This is a genomic window from Paenibacillus sp. M2 (assembly GCF_046713495.1).
Lineage (GTDB): Bacteria > Bacillota > Bacilli > Paenibacillales > Paenibacillaceae > Paenibacillus > Paenibacillus amylolyticus_B.
In genome coordinates, this window is the sequence record NZ_CP169648.1 from 6,586,613 (window position 1) to 6,606,862 (window position 20,250).

General features: G+C 44.1%; 17 protein-coding genes. 1 reads left to right on the forward strand and 16 read right to left on the reverse strand.

Translation table 11 applies throughout. The features are described from left to right. Window positions 1-56: 56 nt before the first annotated feature. The 4 genes from ACETMN_RS30110 to argC form a co-directional block, all read right to left on the reverse strand. The gene (locus ACETMN_RS30110; RefSeq protein ID WP_091013054.1) at window positions 57-1,310 is read right to left on the reverse strand and encodes an aspartate aminotransferase family protein; all 1,254 of its coding nucleotides are present in this window, start codon (window positions 1,308-1,310) and stop codon (window positions 57-59) included. A 286-nt stretch (window positions 1,311-1,596) separates the two neighbouring features. Then, a complete protein-coding gene (gene argB / locus ACETMN_RS30115) occupies window positions 1,597-2,436 on the reverse strand; it encodes an acetylglutamate kinase (protein ID WP_091013051.1) in 840 nt (279 codons plus the stop codon). A gap of 312 nt (window positions 2,437-2,748) precedes the next feature. Next, the gene (gene argJ / locus ACETMN_RS30120) at window positions 2,749-3,987 is read right to left on the reverse strand and encodes a bifunctional glutamate N-acetyltransferase/amino-acid acetyltransferase ArgJ (RefSeq protein ID WP_091013049.1); all 1,239 of its coding nucleotides are present in this window, start codon (window positions 3,985-3,987) and stop codon (window positions 2,749-2,751) included. Between the two features lie 130 nt (window positions 3,988-4,117). Further along, window positions 4,118-5,167, reverse strand: coding sequence for an N-acetyl-gamma-glutamyl-phosphate reductase (gene argC / locus ACETMN_RS30125; protein WP_091013046.1), 1,050 nt, complete (start codon window positions 5,165-5,167; stop codon window positions 4,118-4,120). Between the two features lie 330 nt (window positions 5,168-5,497). On the opposite strand from argC, the gene cls reads away from it, so the two are divergent. Continuing rightward, complete coding sequence (gene cls / locus ACETMN_RS30130; protein WP_091013043.1) at window positions 5,498-6,946, forward strand: cardiolipin synthase; 1,449 nt, start codon at window positions 5,498-5,500, stop codon at window positions 6,944-6,946. Window positions 6,947-7,197: 251 nt separating this feature from the next. On the opposite strand, the gene ACETMN_RS30135 is transcribed toward cls, so the two are convergent. The 12 genes from ACETMN_RS30135 to rfbC form a co-directional block, all read right to left on the reverse strand. Next, on the reverse strand, window positions 7,198-8,106 hold the full coding sequence (locus ACETMN_RS30135) for a YitT family protein (RefSeq protein ID WP_091013287.1): 909 nt from the start codon (window positions 8,104-8,106) through the stop codon (window positions 7,198-7,200). A 134-nt stretch (window positions 8,107-8,240) separates the two neighbouring features. After that, a protein-coding gene (prfB, locus tag ACETMN_RS30140; protein ID WP_101313559.1) for a peptide chain release factor 2 occupies window positions 8,241-9,354 on the reverse strand; the annotation gives its coding sequence in 2 pieces (ribosomal slippage) (window positions 8,241-9,281 and window positions 9,283-9,354; 1,113 coding nt in all). Window positions 9,355-9,794: 440 nt separating this feature from the next. After that, window positions 9,795-12,299, reverse strand: a complete 2,505-nt coding sequence (gene secA, locus ACETMN_RS30145) for a preprotein translocase subunit SecA (protein ID WP_091013040.1) — start codon at window positions 12,297-12,299, stop codon at window positions 9,795-9,797. A gap of 982 nt (window positions 12,300-13,281) precedes the next feature. Then, window positions 13,282-13,845, reverse strand: coding sequence for a ribosome hibernation-promoting factor, HPF/YfiA family (gene hpf / locus ACETMN_RS30150; protein ID WP_017691993.1), 564 nt, complete (start codon window positions 13,843-13,845; stop codon window positions 13,282-13,284). A 421-nt stretch (window positions 13,846-14,266) separates the two neighbouring features. Then, window positions 14,267-14,464, reverse strand: a complete 198-nt coding sequence (locus tag ACETMN_RS30155; protein ID WP_017691992.1) for a cold shock domain-containing protein — start codon at window positions 14,462-14,464, stop codon at window positions 14,267-14,269. Window positions 14,465-14,713: 249 nt separating this feature from the next. After that, complete coding sequence (locus tag ACETMN_RS30160; RefSeq protein WP_091013038.1) at window positions 14,714-15,070, reverse strand: flagellar protein FliT; 357 nt, start codon at window positions 15,068-15,070, stop codon at window positions 14,714-14,716. Then, a complete protein-coding gene (fliS, locus tag ACETMN_RS30165) occupies window positions 15,063-15,449 on the reverse strand; it encodes a flagellar export chaperone FliS (RefSeq protein WP_091013035.1) in 387 nt (128 codons plus the stop codon). The genes ACETMN_RS30160 and fliS overlap by 8 nt, the downstream gene beginning before the upstream one ends. A 21-nt stretch (window positions 15,450-15,470) precedes the next feature. Then, window positions 15,471-17,036, reverse strand: coding sequence for a flagellar filament capping protein FliD (gene fliD, locus ACETMN_RS30170; RefSeq protein ID WP_091013284.1), 1,566 nt, complete (start codon window positions 17,034-17,036; stop codon window positions 15,471-15,473). Window positions 17,037-17,055: 19 nt separating this feature from the next. Beyond that, window positions 17,056-17,445 carry a flagellar protein FlaG gene (locus tag ACETMN_RS30175; RefSeq protein WP_047840662.1) on the reverse strand — a complete coding sequence of 130 codons (390 nt, stop codon included), beginning with the start codon at window positions 17,443-17,445 and terminating at the stop codon, window positions 17,056-17,058. Window positions 17,446-17,599: 154 nt separating this feature from the next. Next, on the reverse strand, window positions 17,600-18,790 hold the full coding sequence (locus ACETMN_RS30180) for a class I SAM-dependent methyltransferase (protein WP_256974938.1): 1,191 nt from the start codon (window positions 18,788-18,790) through the stop codon (window positions 17,600-17,602). Next, the gene (locus ACETMN_RS30185; RefSeq protein WP_091013033.1) at window positions 18,790-19,713 is read right to left on the reverse strand and encodes an NAD-dependent epimerase/dehydratase family protein; all 924 of its coding nucleotides are present in this window, start codon (window positions 19,711-19,713) and stop codon (window positions 18,790-18,792) included. Before ACETMN_RS30185 ends, ACETMN_RS30180 begins: the two co-directional genes overlap by 1 nt. After that, window positions 19,710-20,243: a dTDP-4-dehydrorhamnose 3,5-epimerase gene (rfbC, locus tag ACETMN_RS30190; protein ID WP_091013030.1), complete on the reverse strand. Its 534-nt coding sequence runs from the start codon at window positions 20,241-20,243 to the stop codon at window positions 19,710-19,712. The genes ACETMN_RS30185 and rfbC overlap by 4 nt, the downstream gene beginning before the upstream one ends. Window positions 20,244-20,250: the final 7 nt, after the last annotated feature.

Genomic DNA, 20,250 nt, shown 5'->3' on the forward strand with positions numbered 1-20,250 from the left:
TCGTTCTGCTTCGAGGCCGGTAATGGCCCCGAGACAGAAAGGTTCTCATTTTTATGTTAGGCTTTCGCCGCTACGTGCTCTTCGATCAATGTAGCTACAAGGGATACTGCCTCGTCGATCTCTTCTTTGCTCACATACAGGTTCGGAAGCAAACGAATCACATTCGGTCCTGCAGAGACAAACAAGATACCGCGTTTTTGCCCAGCAAGCACAATATCACCTACCGGCTCAGCACATTCAATGCCGACCAACAATCCCAAACCACGAACTTCTTTTACAAAGGAATTGCCTGCCAAACGATTCCGCAGGGAGCTCATCAGGTATTCACCCATCTCCGCTGCACGCTCTGGCAAACGATCTTCCAGCATCGTTTCAATTGTAGCAATCACAACGGATGAAGCAAGTGGTGTTCCGCCAAATGTTGTCGCATGGCTACCTGGCGTGAACGCATCCCGCAGGAAGCCTTTACCCAGCATCGCGCCTACAGGGAAACCACTACCGATACCTTTGGCAACGGTGAACACGTCCGGCTCAATGCCATAATGTTCGTGTGCAAACAGCTTACCTGTACGTCCCATTCCGGTCTGTACTTCATCAACAATGAGCAGTAACCCATGCTCGTCACACAATTTCCGTACATGTTTGACGAATTCTGGTTCAACCGGGTATACACCACCCTCGGCCTGAACCATTTCCAGCATAATCGCTGCTGTGTTGGGTCCAATTGCCGCTTCAAGGGCAGGGATATCATGCAAAGGTACGGTTACAAATCCGGCTGGCAATGGCAAAAATCCTTCTTTCACCTTATCCTGTCCGGTTGCTGTCAGTGTAGCGAGTGTCCGTCCATGAAAGGACTGGGCAAATGTGATCACTTCATAGCGATCTGTGCCCTTCACCTTCTGGTGATAACGACGTGCTACTTTAATAGCTGCTTCGTTCGCTTCGGCACCACTGTTACAGAAGAACACTGCGTCAGCGCATGTATTGGCTGTCAACAATGCTGCTGCCTTCTCCTGGCCCGGAATCTGGAACAGGTTGGACACATGCCACAACTCATCAATCTGAGCTTTCAGCTTGGCTCCAACTTTCTCCGGTGCATGGCCCAGGCTAGTTACAGCGAGTCCGCACATGAAATCGAGATAACGGTTGCCCTGATCATCCCACAGCCAGCTGCCTTTACCTTTGACCAGACTGATTGGATAACGTGCATACGTTTGGAAAAGCGAGCTTTCCGTCTGTGCCGCTGCACTTGTTGCTGTTGCGCCCGCTACCGCTGTGCCAGAACCTGGCTGTTCGTTGCCTTTTGCCATGACCATATCACTCCTATTGGTTGGTGCAACGGCACTCGTTATGAGAACACCTTAACTTTACACTTGTCACTTCGATGACAGAACAACCTTCCGATCGCTGTTATCCCCGGATTTTTTTGATTGTCCCTTAAAGGTGGAAATCCGGGGATAAAGGCGCACGCTTCGCTTCTTCAGGTTATTTCTGTCCTCTACGTTATTGTGTGATGTTCAATCTTCACATAAAAAAGCCGTGCACATATTTTTTATTTACTATCAAACCATGAAGACCCTAGCGCACTGAGAATAATTATTGCATACGGATAATTTTTGTTCCGATGATTTCTCCACCAAGCACTCGGCTCAGGATCTGTGGTTCGCTTCCGTCTACGATGATGACCTCACGTACTTGACCATGAATACATGCGATTGCTGCACGCACTTTGGGAATCATGCCGCCATAGATTTCTCCGGTTTGGATCATATCCTCGATCTCTTGTACAGATACGGATGGCAGTACTTTTTTCTCGCCGCCTACGTTCTTCATGATGCCAGGAACGTCGGTCACGACAATCATCCGACTTACGCCAAGATGAGACGCCACAGCACCTGCAGCTGTATCTGCATTGATGTTGTAGCGTTGTCCGGTGGCATCCACACCAACTGGCGCGATAACCGGCATGTAACCCATGTTCACGATGCCTTGGATAATTTCTGCGTTCACACCCGTGACATCGCCTACCCAACCGATCTCTGCGTGGTTTGTAACAGGTTTAGCCTGAATCAGGCCACCGTCCACGCCAGACAAGCCTAGTGCACGACCGCCCACACGTTGGATCAGGCGCACGATCTGTTTGTTGATACTGCCCGCAAGCACCATCTCCACTACGTCCAGCACAGGTTCAGTTGTTTTGCGCAGGCCATTAACGAATTCAGTTTCGATACCAAGCTTCGCCAAGTTATCCGAGATCGCAGGACCTCCGCCATGCACGATTACTGGCTGCGTGCCCTGAGACTGCAAATCACGCAGATCCGCAAAGAAAGACTCAGGCAATGCTGCCAGCGTGCTGCCTCCACATTTCATGACAAACATCTGTTTCTCTGTGCTCGCTTCCGTTGCGGTACTCTTGTTTGGCATTGTTGAATTCATGGGGGCAAGCTCCTTTCTTAGTAAAAATCACAAAAGATGACATTGGCTCGTAGGAGTCCATTCCGAATTCGGATTGTTCTTCGATCGCTGTTGTCTCCCAGATTTCTTGAATTATCCCTATTATAGGGGGAAATCCGGAGACAAAGGCGAACGCTCCGCTTCTTCAGAATCAATTCCGTCTTCTCCATTACTATCGCTATATATCAAACATTAAATAACAAGTTTAAATTTCATTGATGATTTTTGAAATATTTCAAATCAGCTTCACAATAGAAGATAGCTGTTTCGTAAACATTTTGTCCCAAAGGCTTATTACGTACGGTATGCTGCGTTAATTCGGACGTAGTCATACGTCAGGTCACAGCCCCAGGCTGTTGCCGTTCCTTCGCCGTGGTGCAGATCCACCACAATGCGAACTGTATCGGTCTGTAAATACGCCAGTGCCAATTCTTCGTCGAAAACGACTGGACGGGATTGTTCAAGTACCGAGATCTCTCCCAACCGAATATTTACCGTATCCGGGTTCACTGGTTGTCCTGCACGCCCTACGGCTGCAATAATCCGTCCCCAGTTAGCGTCAGCGCCAAACATAGCTGATTTGACCAGACTGGACCCGATGACGGTTTTGGCAATCGCTTGAGCGGATTCATCACTTACCGCACCAGTCACTTCTACCTCTACCAGCTTGGTTGCTCCTTCACCATCGCGAGCAATGGCTTTGGCCAGCACTTGGCATACATAGGTGAAGCCAGCTGCAAAAGCGTCCCAATCCGGGTGCTCTGTTGTCAGCTCTTCATTGCCTGCATATCCACTGGACATAGCTACCAGCATGTCGTTTGTACTTGTATCGCCATCGACGGTAATCATGTTAAATGTGTGATTGGTTGCCTGGCGCAGCAGGCGCTGCAACGCTTCTGCACCAATGACCGCGTCAGAGGTCATAAAAGCGAGCATCGTCGCCATATTCGGATGAATCATCCCCGAGCCTTTGGCGGCACCCGCAATCGTAACCGTTTTGCCGTTAACCAGAACGGAGACGCAAGCTTCCTTTTTCACCAAATCCGTTGTCAGAATCGCTTGTGAAAATTGTTCCGCCTCATTCGACTCCTTGCCCATATGCGCTGGAAGTCCGGTGATGCCTGAATGTACAGCATCCATTTTGAGCAATTCCCCAATGACACCTGTGGAGGCCACTGCAACGTCCTCTTCTGCCACACCCAACTCACGCGCAGCGGCCGAGCGCATCGCATAAGCATCTTCTTCACCTTGTTGCCCTGTACATGCATTAGCATTACCACTGTTAACGATAACGGCTTGAAGTCGGCCATTGTTTAAGCTTTCGCGCGTAACTTTGAGTGGTGCGGCTTGAAACACATTCGTTGTATATACAGCAGCAGCTGTAGCCGGTACATCACATCGGATCGCTCCGATGTCATTCCGAGATGTCTTTTTCAATCCGCAGTGAAGTCCACCAGTAGTGAATCCCCCAGGGGTTACAATTGTTCCGTTCTCAACCACGGTAAAACTCTGTTGCTCCACATTCGTTCCCATATCATATCCCCCGTATGCGTTCAGCTATATGCCGATGATCCGCCTGCTTAACCTGATCCAATCTCCATAAATGACTTCGAGAAAGCACTTTACACTGAATGTTCCAGTACTCCTCCTGAATTCCAATCCCTTATGGATATACCGGTGTCATGTTCAGCCCGAGGTTCTCCTCCCATCCCATCATCAGGTTCATATTTTGAATCGCTTGCCCGGATGCACCCTTCACCAGGTTGTCGATGACCGAAATAATGGTCAAACGCCCTGTGCGAGGATCTACCGCAAATCCGATATCACAATAGTTGGATCCGTACACTTCTTTGGTAGAAGGCCAGATGCCCGGTTCACGTACACGTACGAAAGGTCTGTTCTCATAATATTTGCGGTATAAATCTACGATCTCCCGATCGCTGTGTTCCCCAACGAGTTTTGCATACATCGTACTCATAATTCCACGTGTCATAGGCACCAGATGTGTTGTAAAGGTAACCGTAACAGGCGTTCCCGTTAGATCACCAAGCACTTGTTCGATCTCGGGAATATGTTGGTGTTTGTTCAGTTTATAGGCTTTGAGATTTTCATTCATCTCTGCATAATGGTTTGTCAGACTTGTTCCGCGTCCTGCCCCGGACACGCCTGATTTGGCATCAATAATAATAGTAGAAGGATCAATCCAGCCTGCCTCTACTGCAGGGATCAGTCCAAGAAGTGTAGCCGTTGGATAACAGCCCGGGTTGGATATGAAATTCTGTCCCTTCACCTTTTCACCGTACACCTCAGCCATGCCGTATACCGCTTGTTCCAGCAAATCAGATGAAGGCGCCGGATGTTTGTACCACTCTTCATACACCGTTCCATCCTTGAGTCTGAAATCGCCAGACAGATCAATGACCTTAAGCCCTGCTGCCAGCAAGCTTGGTACGAGCTTTGCACTTACGCCGGACGGGGTTGCTGTGAATACCAGATCTGCACGACTCGCAATTTCAGCCGGATCTACACCGTCGAGTGGCCTGTGAATCACGTCCGTCAAATGCGGAAATCCATCTGCGATGGATTCACCACTGCTCGATGATGAGATCACCGATGTGATTTCAACCTGCGGATGGTTCTGGAAAAAACGAATCAGCTCCACCCCGCCGTAGCCGGTGGAACCGACGATTGCTACTTTTAATTTGTTATTCACTCTCGCTCCCCCAATCTCGATGTATGCGCTACTTGTGCTATGTCCTTGCATGAATGAGGCTCGAACACAGCAATTCCGTCGCTTATATGCATATTTGTGTATTATTATACGACTCTGGTTATATAAATACAACACTCTATCATCAATTTCACATGGATTTCCATCCAATCCGAACATATCTTTTTTAACATCCGGGACGAACAGGTATACTTCTGTTAAAATACGTATTAGTAGGAAACATTACAATCAGGGTCTCATTCATAACTAACCTGCTAATCAAGGACATATGAATAGATTCATGATGGTCATTATGAGACGTGGGGGACTATAGTGCATATCGAATCCATTTTACTTATTGTACTCCTGGGCCTGAATATTATTTTTGCGGCAGCAGTCGTTTTCTTCGAGCGGAAGGATGCTAGCGCTTCCTGGGCTTGGTTGCTTGTCTTGAACTTTATTCCGGTGTTTGGGTTTGTACTTTATCTTTTAACTGGTCAGAACCTGACCCGATATCGGCTTTTCCAGTGGAAGGAACGCAAGAAGCTCGGGCTGGAGGAACGTATTGAAGCTCAGCTCACGCAGTTGCACGATAACCGCACACCTTTCCGCAACCAAGCAACCGAGAGTAGCCAGGACATGATCTATATGAACCTGAAGCAGAACGGCGCTCTGTTAACGGAGGATAATGCGGTTGAGATCATTACAGACGGAACAGACAAGTTCCAACGGCTCTTGGACGACATCGAAGCGGCTCAGGATCACGTGCACGTACAATACTACATTTATAGAGGCGACCGTCTGGGCAAAAGAATTCGGGATGCACTTATCCGCAAAGCGCGGGAAGGCATCAAAGTTCGTCTACTGTATGACGCGCTCGGATCACGGCGGGTTTCCAAACGCTTTTTCAAAGAATTGCGCGAAGCAGGCGGTTTGGTTGAAGTCTTTTTCCCATCCAAATTCAGTCTGATCAACTTGCGTATGAACTACCGGAACCACCGTAAGATTGTCATCATCGATGGTAACTTGGGGTACACAGGCGGGTTTAACGTTGGAGATGAGTATCTCGGCTTGAACTCGAAATTCGGTTACTGGCGTGACACACATCTGCGTATTCAAGGGAACGCCGTTCATGCGCTGCAGACCCGTTTCCTTCTGGATTGGAATGAAGCGTCCAAACAACACGACACACCTTACGTTCCGGCGCATTTCCCTCATATCGAGGGCACAGGAAAGATCGCCATGCAGATTGTCTCCAGTGGACCGGATGCAGAGACTGAACATATCAAGAACAGTTATCTTAAGATGATTAACGGGGCCAAACAATCGATTCTGATTCAAACGCCTTATTTTATCCCGGATGCCAGTGTATTCGAAGCGATTCGTCTCGCGTGTCTGTCCGGCATAGATGTTCGCATCATGATTCCAAATAAACCCGACCACGCCTTTGTATATTGGGCTACGTTATCTTATATTGGTGAGTTGTTGAAGGTGGGCGCCAAAGTATTTATATATGATAATGGCTTCATTCATGCCAAAACACTTATCATTGACAGTTTGGTTGCATCCGTGGGAACCGCCAATATTGACTACCGCAGTTTCCGGTTAAACTTTGAGGTTAATGCCTTTATGTACGATGAAGCGATTGCGACAGCACTTGTACAAACCTTTGAGCACGACCTGCATGTATCGCGGGAAATGACGCTCGATGAATACCAAAAACGTAGTCTAATCATTCGCTTCAAAGAAGCGATTTCCCGTCTGTTGTCTCCAATTCTGTAGTGGTGGCACTCCGATGACAGAATCGCCTTCCGAAGTAGCTTTCTTTCAGAAAGCTTTTAGGCGCACGCTTCGCTTCTTCAGGCTATTTCTGTCCTCTCCGTTATCGTGATGTTTAATTAAAATTATAGTAATAGTAAAAAAACAGGCATATCCTCTCCCGTCATTTCGGAGAAGGATATGCCTGTTTTTTCTTGTCTTGAACTTCCAAACTTATGAGCCTACACGGCTCAATCACCAGTTTCTACACCCGTTCACACATGTTCTCCCCGCTTAAAACCTTCGCCGAGCACTTCGTGCGCGTTACTGATAATGACAAAAGCTCCCGGGTCCACAGACCGGATTAATGCTTTGAGTCTTGGTACCTCATTTTGCCCAACCACGACCATCAGTACGGTTCGTTGATCGTCGGTGTAACCGCCCTTGGCTTCCAGCTTCGTTAATCCGCGATCCAAGTCATCCAGAATCACTTTGCTAATCGCTTCCGTCTGGTTGGAGATAATATAAGCCACCTTGGAGAAACCCAACCCCATCTCAACGGCATCGATCACTTTACCGGTAACATACAACCCAATCAGCGCATAGAGGGATTGCTCCAATGACAATACAAAAGCAGCCATAATAATAACTGTAGCATCCATAATTACGACACACAGAGAATAACTCAGTCCACTGTATTTCTGTACGATTCGGGCAAGAATGCTCATGCCACCTGTTGATCCTCTACCTCGGTATACAATTCCAATCCCTAAACCAACACCAATCCCACCATACAGTGAACCAAGGAGTGGATTCGTTGTTGGGATGGCCCAATCCTTTGTGAGATAGACTAAGAGCGGCAGGACAATACTGCCCAGGACTGAACGAATACCATACTGCTTACCAATAAGCAGAAAACCCGCGATTAGAAGTGGGATGTTAATCGCCCATTGGGTATATGCCGGTTCCCAATTAAGCCATTCCTTGCCCAGGATCGATAACCCGGACACCCCACCTGAAGCGATCTGATTCGGTAATAAAAATAAATTAAAGGCCACTGCAATTAAAAACGAACCTAAAATGATAGATACCGTGTCCACGACGTTTCTCCATGGACCATTGAGTGGAATGAGGCTAGTTATCCTCTTTTTGCGGCTGTTGTGAAGTTGTGATCGTTGTTGCATGTTCTCGTGCTCTCCTTTGTTGTGACTGATCAGTTGTTTGTTCATATTCTCTATATCTTATAAAATGATTCAAAAAAAAGCTCCTGTATACACCAGCATACGCCTACACGTATGGGTCCATACAGGAACTTATATTAATCGGTTTCTACTTTAATCTGGCTACGCAAATAACCATCGATGAATGCATCGAGGTCGCCGTCCATTACTGCCCCTGTATTTCCAGTCTCTACGCTTGTACGGTGATCCTTTACCATACTATAGGGATGGAACACATAGGAGCGAATCTGGCTACCCCATGAAATATCCGACTGATCTCCTCGGATTTCATCCAGCTGTTGTTTTTGCTCTTCAATTTTACGCTCATACAATTTCGAACGAAGCATCTTCATCGCCCGCTCACGGTTCTTGATCTGTGAACGTTCATTCTGACACGTTACAACTACACCTGTTGGAAGGTGGGTAATCCGCACGGCTGAGTCGGTGGTATTGATATGCTGTCCACCCGCGCCACTCGCACGGTAGGTATCAATCTTGAGATCCTCTGTTCGAATGTCCAATTCAATCGTATCATCAATCTCAGGAACCACATCACATGATACGAAGGAAGTATGCCTACGGCCCGAGGAGTCAAAAGGAGAGATTCGCACCAGTCGGTGTACACCCTTCTCGGCTTTCAGATAACCATAAGCATTGTGCCCCTTGATCGACAACGTAACACTCTTGATCCCCGCCTCATCACCTGGCAGATAATCCAATACCTCAACCTTGAAGCCCCGCTTCTCAGACCAACGTGTGTACATCCGGAGCAACATCTGTCCCCAGTCCTGTGACTCGGTACCACCTGCCCCCGGATGAAGCTCTAGAATGGCATCCATCTTATCATACGGCTGGTTCAGGAGAAGTTGAAGTTCGAACTCTGCCACCTTGCTCACGATCGCTGTGACGCTTCTACCGATCTCTGCAGCGAGGTCTTCGTCGCCTTCCTCGTCAGCCAGTTCTACCATCATCACCGCATCATCATAATCCTGTTGGAGTTTGGTGTATTGATCCACAGAACCCTTCACCGCATTTAGCTCAGCAATTACGGATTGCGCCTTGTCACTATCGTCCCAGAAATCGGGGGCAGACATCTTCACTTCGAAGTTGCCGATCATCTCTTGCTTCAGATCTAAGTCAAAGAGACCCCCTAAGGTTTGTTAGTTTTTTGCCTATTTCACGCAGGTCATGCTTCACATTTGGATCGATCATGTGCAATTCCTCTTTTCATTAAGATAAACTCCCCGCATCCAGGGCATTCCTCCAGATCAAGTAAGTGATGCGCCACCCTGGTGTTGAGACTACTGTTATATCAGTATATCTCTTCCCCGTGATCATGGTCATATGATTATAACTATGCACCATTAATCGGTTTTGCATCCTTCACTTCATTCTATGGGATACCCGGCTGCGAGGAGCCGTTCATGTCATGCTATCTAAGTTGACCTCATGCATGTTACACCTGTTACTCCGATTACAGCAGCATCTTCCGATCGCTCTTATCCCCAGATTTTCTTGATTCCCTCTTAGAAGGGAAAAATCCGGGGATAAAGGCGAATGCTCCGCTTCTTCAGATTGCTTCTGCACTCTCCGTTATGGTGTAAAATCAAGGTTCAACTTATTACACTATAGTGTATATAAAAACCATCGATCTACTCTTGACCGTGGCAGTGTTTGAACTTCTTGCCACTACCGCATGGGCATGGATCGTTACGTCCGATTTGGTCGGAAACCTTCACTGGACGTTTCTCAGCAGGTTCACCGCTTGTCGAGATCTGACTTTCCTCAACAACCGCTTGACGCTCCTGATTGCTCTCGATCTGTGCTCTCATCACATAAGTCGCTACTTCTTCTTGAATCGAAGCGATCATTTGATGGAACATCTCGAAGCCTTCGAACTGGTATTCACGCAGTGGATCTGTACCACCGTAGGCGCGAAGGTGGATACCTTGACGCAATTGATCCATTGCATCAATATGATCCATCCACTTGCTGTCTACTGCACGGAGCACAACCACTTTCTCGAACTCACGAACCATCTCTTCGCCAATTCGCTCTTCACGTGCATTGTACTTGTTTTGAACTTTCGTGAACAGGAACTCGATAATCTCTTCTGCTTCCTTACCCCACAGATCATCTTTTGTTATCGAACCATCGTCCAGCAATTTGCTGTTCATGTAATCGGCAACTTCCTGCAGCTCCCAGTTTTCCGGAATATCGTCACCACAATGTGCTTCAACGATACGTTCAATGGAAGGTTTGATCATATCCATAACGATTTGTTTAATATTTTCGGACTCCAGTACCTCGCGGCGCTGTTTATATATAATTTCACGTTGTTGGTTCATAACATCATCATATTGGAGGACGACTTTACGTACGTCAAAGTTGTTACCTTCAACACGCTTCTGCGCCGATTCTACTGCACGGGTAATCATTCGGCTCTCAATCGGTTGGTCTTCTTCAAAACCAAGGCGCTCCATCATGTTCAATACATTGTCTGCTCCGAAACGTCTCATCAATTCATCACCTAGTGACAGGTAGAATTGTGTTGAACCCGGGTCACCTTGACGTCCCGCACGACCACGCAGTTGATTATCAATCCGGCGTGATTCGTGACGCTCTGTACCGATGATATGAAGGCCGCCTACTTCAGCTACACCTTCACCCAAGATAATATCCGTACCCCGTCCAGCCATGTTGGTTGCAATCGTTACTGCTCCCGCTTGACCAGCTCCTGAGATGATCTCTGCTTCTTCCGCGTGGTACTTGGCGTTCAGTACCTGGTGTCTTACACCACGGCGTTTAAGCATGTCAGACAGGCGCTCCGAGTTCTCGATAGACACTGTACCTACCAGAACCGGCTGGTTCTTGCTGTGGCGTGCCACGATTTCTTCCACAACCGCGTTGAACTTGCCATCTATGCTCTTGTACACAACGTCAGCCATGTCATCCCGTTTGTTAGGACGGTTGGTTGGAATCTGGAGTACTTCGAGACCGTAGATTTTTTTGAACTCTTCTTCCTCGGTTTTCGCTGTACCCGTCATACCCGCAAGTTTACGGTACATCCGGAAATAGTTCTGGAAGGTAATCGTAGCAAGCGTCATGCTCTCGTTTTGTACTTCAATGCCTTCTTTGGCTTCAATTGCTTGGTGCAATCCATCACTGTAACGACGTCCAGACATCAGACGACCTGTGAATTCATCAACGATCATGACTTCCTCATCACTGACCACATAATCCACGTCACGACGCATGATTACGTTCGCTTTCAAACCCTGTACAATGTGATGGTTGAGAGTTACATTGGCATGATCATACAAGTTCTCGATACCAAATGCTTTCTCTGCTTTTGCCACGCCCGCCTCAGTCAACGCTACGGATTTCACCTTAATGTCTACCGTAAAGTCTTCTTCCGGCACCAAACGTTTCACAAAACGATCTGCTGCATAGTACATATCTGTCGACTTCTGAGCTTGTCCAGAGATAATGAGTGGGGTACGCGCCTCATCGACCAAGATGGAGTCTACTTCATCAATGATACAGAAGAACAATGGACGTTGTACCATTTGCTCTTTATACAGCACCATGTTGTCACGCAGATAGTCAAAACCAAACTCATTGTTCGTTCCGTACGTAATATCACATGCATACGCATGTTGTTTCAAAGCATGGTCCATACCGCTCAGGTTAACCCCTACCGTCATGCCCATAAATTCATAGATTTGTCCCATTTCCTGGCTATCCCGCTGTGCCAAATAGTCATTGACCGTGACCACGTGTACACCTTTGGACATCAACGCGTTCAGATATACCGGAAGTGTTCCTACCAGCGTTTTACCTTCACCCGTTTTCATCTCGGAAATACGGCCTTCATGCAGAGCGATACCGCCCAGCATCTGTACATCGTAGTGACGTTTGCCCAGTACACGGCGTGATGCCTCACGTACGGTTGCAAATGCCTCTGGAAGAAGCTCATCTGTTGTTTCTCCCTTTTCAATACGAGCACGGTATTCGTCCGTTTTACCTTTCAGTTGTTCATCAGACAACGCCTGAAATTGTGGTTCCAGTTTATTGATCACATCGACCGTCTTCATCAGACGTTTAACATCACGTTCATTCATGTCGCCGAAGATCTTTTTGACAAGTCCTAGCATGGTATACCCCTTTCGTGCAAAACAGAATAGACCCCCTGTTGCCGCCACGCGACACCATCGGATGGATGTTGCATCCACTTGCCCGGGGGTGACAAACAATATAATTTGAGCTTATGAAGGTTACACTTCATCAACTCAGTTGCCAGAATGTCCTTTTGATCGCTGTTATCCCCTGATTTCTTTTAAACTCTCTTCTCAGAGGGGGAATTCCGGGGATAAAGGCGAACGCTTCGCTTCTACAGGTCATTTCTGCCCTCTTCGTCATCCGTGTAAAAATCAAATTCAAATCATATGCTAATAAGTAATATGATGAATCAACTCCAGGCTTGCCAAGGGTTCCTCATGAAGCTGATTCGGTATTCAAACGGATTCGGTTATTAAAAACTAGCCGAAGCCCGAGCCTTGCGAATCATGTTCATGGTGCTGTGCCTGTCATTGATTATGATTAGCGATCATTCGTTGACAATTCCTCATCAGGACAATGATTCTCTTTGCATAAATTGTAACAGTTTGTAAGGGCCGCCGCAACACGCCACGGCACACTTCTTTGAACTTCTGAGACATATCAAATGGAGTTTAAGTGCAAAAAATCATAGTCGTTAGCGGAAGCGTTCGATTGTCATGTTTCGTTTTGCGGGATAGACAGCCCTGTCAACGAATTTTGATGGAAAATTTGGATGGAAATCTCAATATCCAGTTCTCGAATGTAGGCGTACGAATATTTTCGTAAACATCCGAATCTGGTGATAAACTTGTACCAATTATGATTATTCTTACTATCTATTAGACGCAGCAGCATAGAGAATAGTTTCACCATTTTATTTCCAAAGGTGATTTCCCAGCTCCTCTACGCACAAAAGAGCCCCATCCCCTAAGGGATGGAAGCTCTTGTTAAGTCTAATGCAGGAAAATACAGTCCCTGTCTTCATTATTATTAGATATTCAAACGCAAATTCCGATCCGATGATCCTGTACTTTAAGATTAACCTTGTTCGATCAATCCGTACTTACCATCGTTCCGTTTGTAAACAACACTCACTTCTTCACTGTCGATGTTAGAGAATACGAAGAAATTGTGTCCAACCATGTTCATTTGGAGGATAGCCTCTTCCACGTCCATTGGTTTCAACATAAAACGTTTCGTCCGTACAACTTCAAAATCATCGTCATCCGTGTCCGCATCCAGTTCAGCTGTAGCTACCGTACCTGTTGGATCTTCAACGAAGAGTGTCTTCAGGCTGCCTTCCTGGCGGAACTTACGGTTAATTTTTGTTTTGTGTTTGCGGATCTGACGTTCCAGCTTGTCCACCACGGAGTCAATGGATGCATACATATCATCGCTCTCATCCTCAGCGCGGAGCACAATGCCTTTCAAAGGGATCGTCACTTCTACCGTATGCAAACCTCTCGTCGTGCTCAATGTAACAGCACCGTCAGAGTTAAGGGGTGCATCGAAATACTTCTCGAGTCTACTCAACTTTTTGTCGACATAATCCTTCAAAGCATCAGTAACCTCGATTTGTTGACCTCGAATACTTAAATTCATAGGGCACTCCTCCTTTTTCCTTTGCCACTTCATTATAACACGAATGTAAGCGCCATGTAAAAACTCCCGGTGACCGAATAATGACATCTGTTCAAGCCACATCTGCCAACATAGGCATAACGCCATATTTCGCGATATTTCATCATATTCAGCCATAATCGTATATTTACATGGTATGTCTTATTAGGCGCTTGATGATGTATTTAACCGTTTTTGAGCTACCTCAATCTAATATGTAAAATGAACTTCAATCTATCTCTTGAATCTATTAAATTCAATAGAAAAATGTTCCTGGGATGATTCTCAAATCTCTAATCTATTTAATCAAAAAAAGACCCCGGAAAGTACCGGAGTCTGATGCTAGCGATAACTCAATTTGGTAACCATCTAACCATATATGTAGGTCGGATTGTCCGGATGATTATAATTTGATTACGTTAGCTGCTTGCGGTCCACGCGCGCCTTCGACGATGTCGAATTCTACGGATTGACCTTCTTCCAAAGTTTTGAATCCTTCGGTTTGAATTGCGGAGAAATGTACGAATACGTCGCCGCCATCTTCAGTCTCAATGAAACCGTAACCTTTTTCTGCGTTGAACCATTTTACTTTACCTTGCATGCACTAACATTCCCTTCGTCATCAAATGAAGTGAAGCTTTCGGCCTTAACCTCTGCCCACAATTCAGATAATACCATCCAAAGTTATCCATTGTCAATTGGAAAAGTAAATGTTTTCTTGGAATTTTTTGTAGATTAATTGAGGATTCTGTTGAAAGGTGGGGTAACTTGAATATATCAGGAAATTGGAGGGTTGGTAAGTGCAGAAAAACCAGTACTGCAAAGAGCAATACTGGTTTCGAACATTAGTTTACTTGCGTTTATCCATCAAATAACTACCTACTGTGTAGTTGTTCTCATACACGCTCCGCTGAGATCTTGCTGCACTTCGCTGAGTCAGCCACTGTTGCGCCTCATTTTTAAGAGATAACATGTGCCCCTGAATTCTCTGGTCATAACCCAATATACGCTTCAGCTCATCTTGTTGCTCGTTATCCATCTCTTGAACATCCAGAGCCTCTCGCAGTTGTCCCACCAATACCTGTCTTTCATTAACGAAATTTTCGGTCTCATCAGAACTTCTTGTTTCCAATTGCAGCATAAAGCTATGTGTAAGAACCGAAAGTTCACTTAAAACCATATCTATGGCTGCATGGTTATTATTCATTCATTGATGTCCCTATATATTGCTTATTGGCGACGACCCAGGTTTCACGAAGTTCCTGCAAGTAGTTCAATGCCTCTTCTGCAGGTTGTTTCTCTTTTTTAATATTGGATTGAATCAACAAGTGAGTCATGTATTCATATATAGAGAACAAATTTTTAGATACTGGATACGAGTGATCCAAGGTAGACATCAATTCACTAATTATCGTTTGGGCTTTCCCCAAATTAACGTTAGCCTTCATGTAATCCTTGCTTGAAATACCCTCTAGACCAACCTTCACAAATCGGATGGCACCATCATATAGCATAATAACCAACTGTCCAGGCGTAGAAGTTTGCACCGAGGACTGTTTATATTTCTCATAAGGAGATGTAATCATATGGAATTATTCCTCCTTTAATTATTGAAAGTAACTTGATAAACTCGACGACTGTGATTGGAACTGGTTCATCGCTTTTTCCATGGCAGCAAACTGCTTATAATAACGAGTTTCCCAAGCTGTCATTTTTCTTTCCAGATCAGTAATTCTTTTGTTGTAATTCTTTAATTGCTCACCCATGATACTTTCAGTCTTCAATGTCATGCTGGCGTCAGCATCTCTATTGGAAGTACCTACCTTTTTCACAAAAAGGTCTAATGTTGAATTTAACTCAGTTCTCAATCCACTAAAGATCCCTTTACCATCGATATCCGAAATGGAGCCTCGGAAAATACTCAGAACTTTATCTGGATTGCTTGACAGTGCATCATTAAGTTTGGCTTCGTCTATTTGCAACTTACCTTTTTCATAATATTGCCCTGTTGTTATTCCCGCTTCACTCAAACCCTTTAAGTTACTAGTAATTAAAGTTCTCATTGAAGCTACTGCCGAGCTTAAAATAGTGTCATTTTTTAAAAGTCCACTTTTAGCTCTCTCTTCCCAGTTCTTAATGTCATCTTCTGTCATATCTTTCTTTTGTTCTGATGTCAGCGGAGCATAATCTCTATATTTTTGTTCTGATAATTTAGAGTTCATTAACCCCAATAATTCGTTGTATGTGTCAACAAATGATTTGATTGTTTCTACAGCTTTAGATGGGTCAGACTGTGTAGTAATTTTGGAAGGAGTTCCAGACGTCTCTTCCAGAAAGGTCAATTTGACGCCATTTACGGTTAGTGTATCGCTATCAGTGTCAAAAAGCTTACGTGTGGGATCTAAGGCACTAGTAATATAAACCTTACCTTTTGTAAAATTAAGAGTACCCCCTTCACCAAACTTCTTTCCATTACCTAATGGATCTGCAGTAGTATCAGAGAAATTGAGTACTGAGAAAAGAGTACTGGATTTAGACTCGTTTACAACCTTTTCTTCACCTGTATCTGGATCGATAACCTTGCTTTCGCCCAAATCCGTAATCGTTTTGCCAAACTCTTTACTAGTAATTGTGAATTTACCGCTTACCTCATCAAAAGCTGCGGTTACTGTAGGAATTGCAGAGTTAATACGTGCAACCACAGTGGATATTGAATCCCCTTTTAAAAATTGAACTGTTTTCCCATTTATATTAAGATCAAATTCATTTTGTCCTGCATTACCTGATAACTCCCCCAACGTAGTGCTTGACTTCGCATTATCGCCACCCATTGTAAGCAATCCCGAATTGCTCTGTATACCAGACTTTTTGGCGAGTGACTCCACTTCAACAGTCAAAGCTACAGCGCTAGCATCCGCGTTTGCTTCTGCTCTAACTGCTGTTGTATTACCACTGACAGTTGATTTTTGAGTATTTGTCGCTTTAGACATATTCATATCTGCAAGTTTTTGACTAAATTGAACGATTTTGCTATTCAACTCTCTGTAGCTATTTCTTGTCCAATCGAGAATTTGTTTTTGTTGATTCAATTTATCCAACGGAACTCTCTTCACTGTCATCATTGATTTAACCATACTGTCGATATCCATTCCTGAAAAACCATTAATACGCATATTCAACTACCCCAACCCCCTATACCTTCTCATCTATTATAATTCCGGCTATTTCCATCATCTTGGCAACTAAATCCAACGTTTTCTCTGGAGGAATTTCACGAATCAGTTCACCTGTTTCCTTATTAAGAACCTTCACCAGAATTTGATGCGTTTTCTCATGAACGCTCATTTCCAAAGTAGTTGAAGGCCCCTGAAGAGCTTTTACCGCCCTATCAATCGCTTTGATAAGGTGCTCATCTCCAAAAGGAATGTTAACCCCTTGCTGTTCCAGCTTGGATAAATCCACTCCATTCCTGACTGCTTGCAAAAGTTTACTGCTTGGGTTTTGTGATATATCGCTTGGCTGACTTATTGAACCTGACGTTCCATTCACCATATTCGTCGAAAATGAAAATTGTAGATTCATCGTTCATCCTCCGATGGAATTATTTATTATATTTATCGGTTAAAGAGGTTTGAGATTGAATAACAGAAATGATTTTAATGTTTCTTCCTCAAAAAATTATTACAAGCTAGCATTCGTACAACTTGTCTCTTCTCTTTCTTTTTCCAGAACGTTATTATTGTTGAGCTGACCATGTTTCAATATCGACAAGGTTTATATTAAGTTTCTTCTGTTGAACTATTTTCTTTATTTCATTCAGATAATTTGAATTCGTTATAATAATCGTTGCTAAATCTTTATTCCCTACACTTTCAATTCCAATTATTTCATGACCAGTTCCAGGTAAATAATTACCTACCTTATTAGGGTTCACATCTATTACACAATCGATATACTTCATCTCTGGATCAATTAAATTCAAGAATGTTACTCCCTTAGCCCCTGCTCCCCAAATAGCAGTTTTCCCATATGCTGAGTAAATAGAAAGCTGCTCCATTGTTCTACGTTTCCACTCAAATTCATGTTCGGAAAACCCAATACTACTTGAGTCAGCATAATGTACATATGACTTGTCTTTCGATTCTCCATCTAATTCGGTTGGTCTTGCTTCTAACCACATGTATTGACCATTAAATATACGATCTATACTCACAACCTCAAACCCTGCAAGCTCAAATGCCTTGGAAATCGATTTCTCATTAAAATATGAACAATGCTCATAGAAAAAATCAAACATAACTTTATTCTCAAAAATCCAGTCAACGCAGGGCGTTTCGAAAAACACTCTGGCTTGGGGAGAGTGCACCAGTGCTTTTCTTATAGATCTAAGTAACATAACAGGTTCAGAGATATGTTCAATAACATGGCGGCAAAGAACTACATCAGCTTTGATATCAACACTATCTTCATTATAGAGTTTTTTTTCAAATGTCAATCTGCCATCGTAATCAACTTCCGGTCCAATATAACTTGGGTCAAACCCATATCCATAATTATTTCCAGCCTCAACTACTTTTCTTAAGAAGCCGCCTTTTCCACACCCAACTTCTACTACATTGAGATTACTGACACCTTTTTGGTTCACAAGTGTTTCTACCAAATCATCTAAATAACTATTAAAGTATGTGGAGTATGACTGTGTATTTTCGTAGTCGCTACTATAAACGACTTTGTTAGTATCAAACATGCTATTATAAACAAAACCACATTCCATGCACTCCAAAATCTCCAAATCACCTCTCGGGATTTGTCTTGCAGCCTCAAAACTATTAATTAGGACATTTTGGTACACGGGAATATTACTACGTTTTAGTATTTCACTTAAACTAGATGACTGACATATCGGACAATAATTTTCATTCAACATTACTTACCTCCAAACAGACTAGACTTCCACCACTGAACAGTTTCATATAACCCATCTTCCATCTTCGTGGAGGGAGTCCAACCAGTATTTTCTCTCAGCTTAGTTATATCGGCCAGAACGACTTTAGGTTCTTCAAGTGAGGTTGGAATTACCCCTAACCGGATTAATTCTCTATGTTGAAGGATATCAGTAATTTTATATATAATTTCAGATAAGCTTATCGGCTTGCCAGAACCAATATTAACGGGTCCATTACTTTGACTGCTTAGCAATCCCACTAACGCCCGGGCTGCATCTTTAACGTACAAATAATCGCGAATCTGCTGTCCATGGGAACATTTTGCTTCCTTTCCCTCCAGCAAAGATAAAATCACCGACGGAACCAAACGTAAATGATGTTCACGTGGGCCATACAGATAGAAGATTCGTGCCCATGCACTCGAAATCTCATAGTGCTGTGAATATGTCATTAACATATGATGTAATGAGTTTTTACTTGATCCATAGATTGTAGTATAGTTCAATGGGGTCTCAGATTCCTTGCATAATCCCTGACTTAAATCATACTCTGCGCAAGAGCCAACCCCCACAATCCTTTTACCTCCAGCTACACGAAAACGGTCAAATAGAGAAAGACTTGCACTTACCCATTTGAAATTTGATGAGGAGTTCCAATAATGATTTGGTGTGGTGTCCCATGCCAAATGCAGAAGATGAGTGGGTGAACTTACACGAGTGAATACTTCTTCGATTTGATTATCATCAAGTAAATCAGCTTTCAACCATGTAATATTACTAGTATTTATCTTGTCTTCAACTTTTGATGATATAGCATATATTTCACAGTCTGTAATCGACAATTCATCCACTACATGGCTCCCGATAAATCCATTTGCTCCAGTCACAATTATTCTTTTTTTCATGAATGATACCCATCATAATTCTGGTCTTTTTCTGACATAATTCTCTTCTCTTCTTCAGGCCATTCAATATTAAAAGCAGGATCGTCCCACCTGATTCCACGAGCATATTCCGCTTTATAAAACTGGGTCATCTGATAAAAAACTTCCGTATGATCAGACAATGTTTGAAAACCATGTGCGAACCCTTTGGGGATGTAAAGCATTTTGTAATTTTCATCCGACAACTCAAAAGAAAGCGACTCTTTATAGGTTGGAGAATCTGGTCTCAGATCAACGATAACATCACAAATAGCCCCCTTCGTACAACGAACTATTTTGACTTCTTCGTAGGGAGTAGTCTGATAATGTAATCCTCGCAGAGTTCCCTTTTTCTCGTTATATGAGATATTGCACTGAACAAATGAACTCTCAAGTCCATGTAACTTAAACTCATCTTGGCACCACGCCCTAGCAAAATGCCCCCTCACATCTGTCAGCAACTCTATTTCTATAAGATAAGCTCCTGGTAACATGGTTTTGATAAACCTCATCAAATAT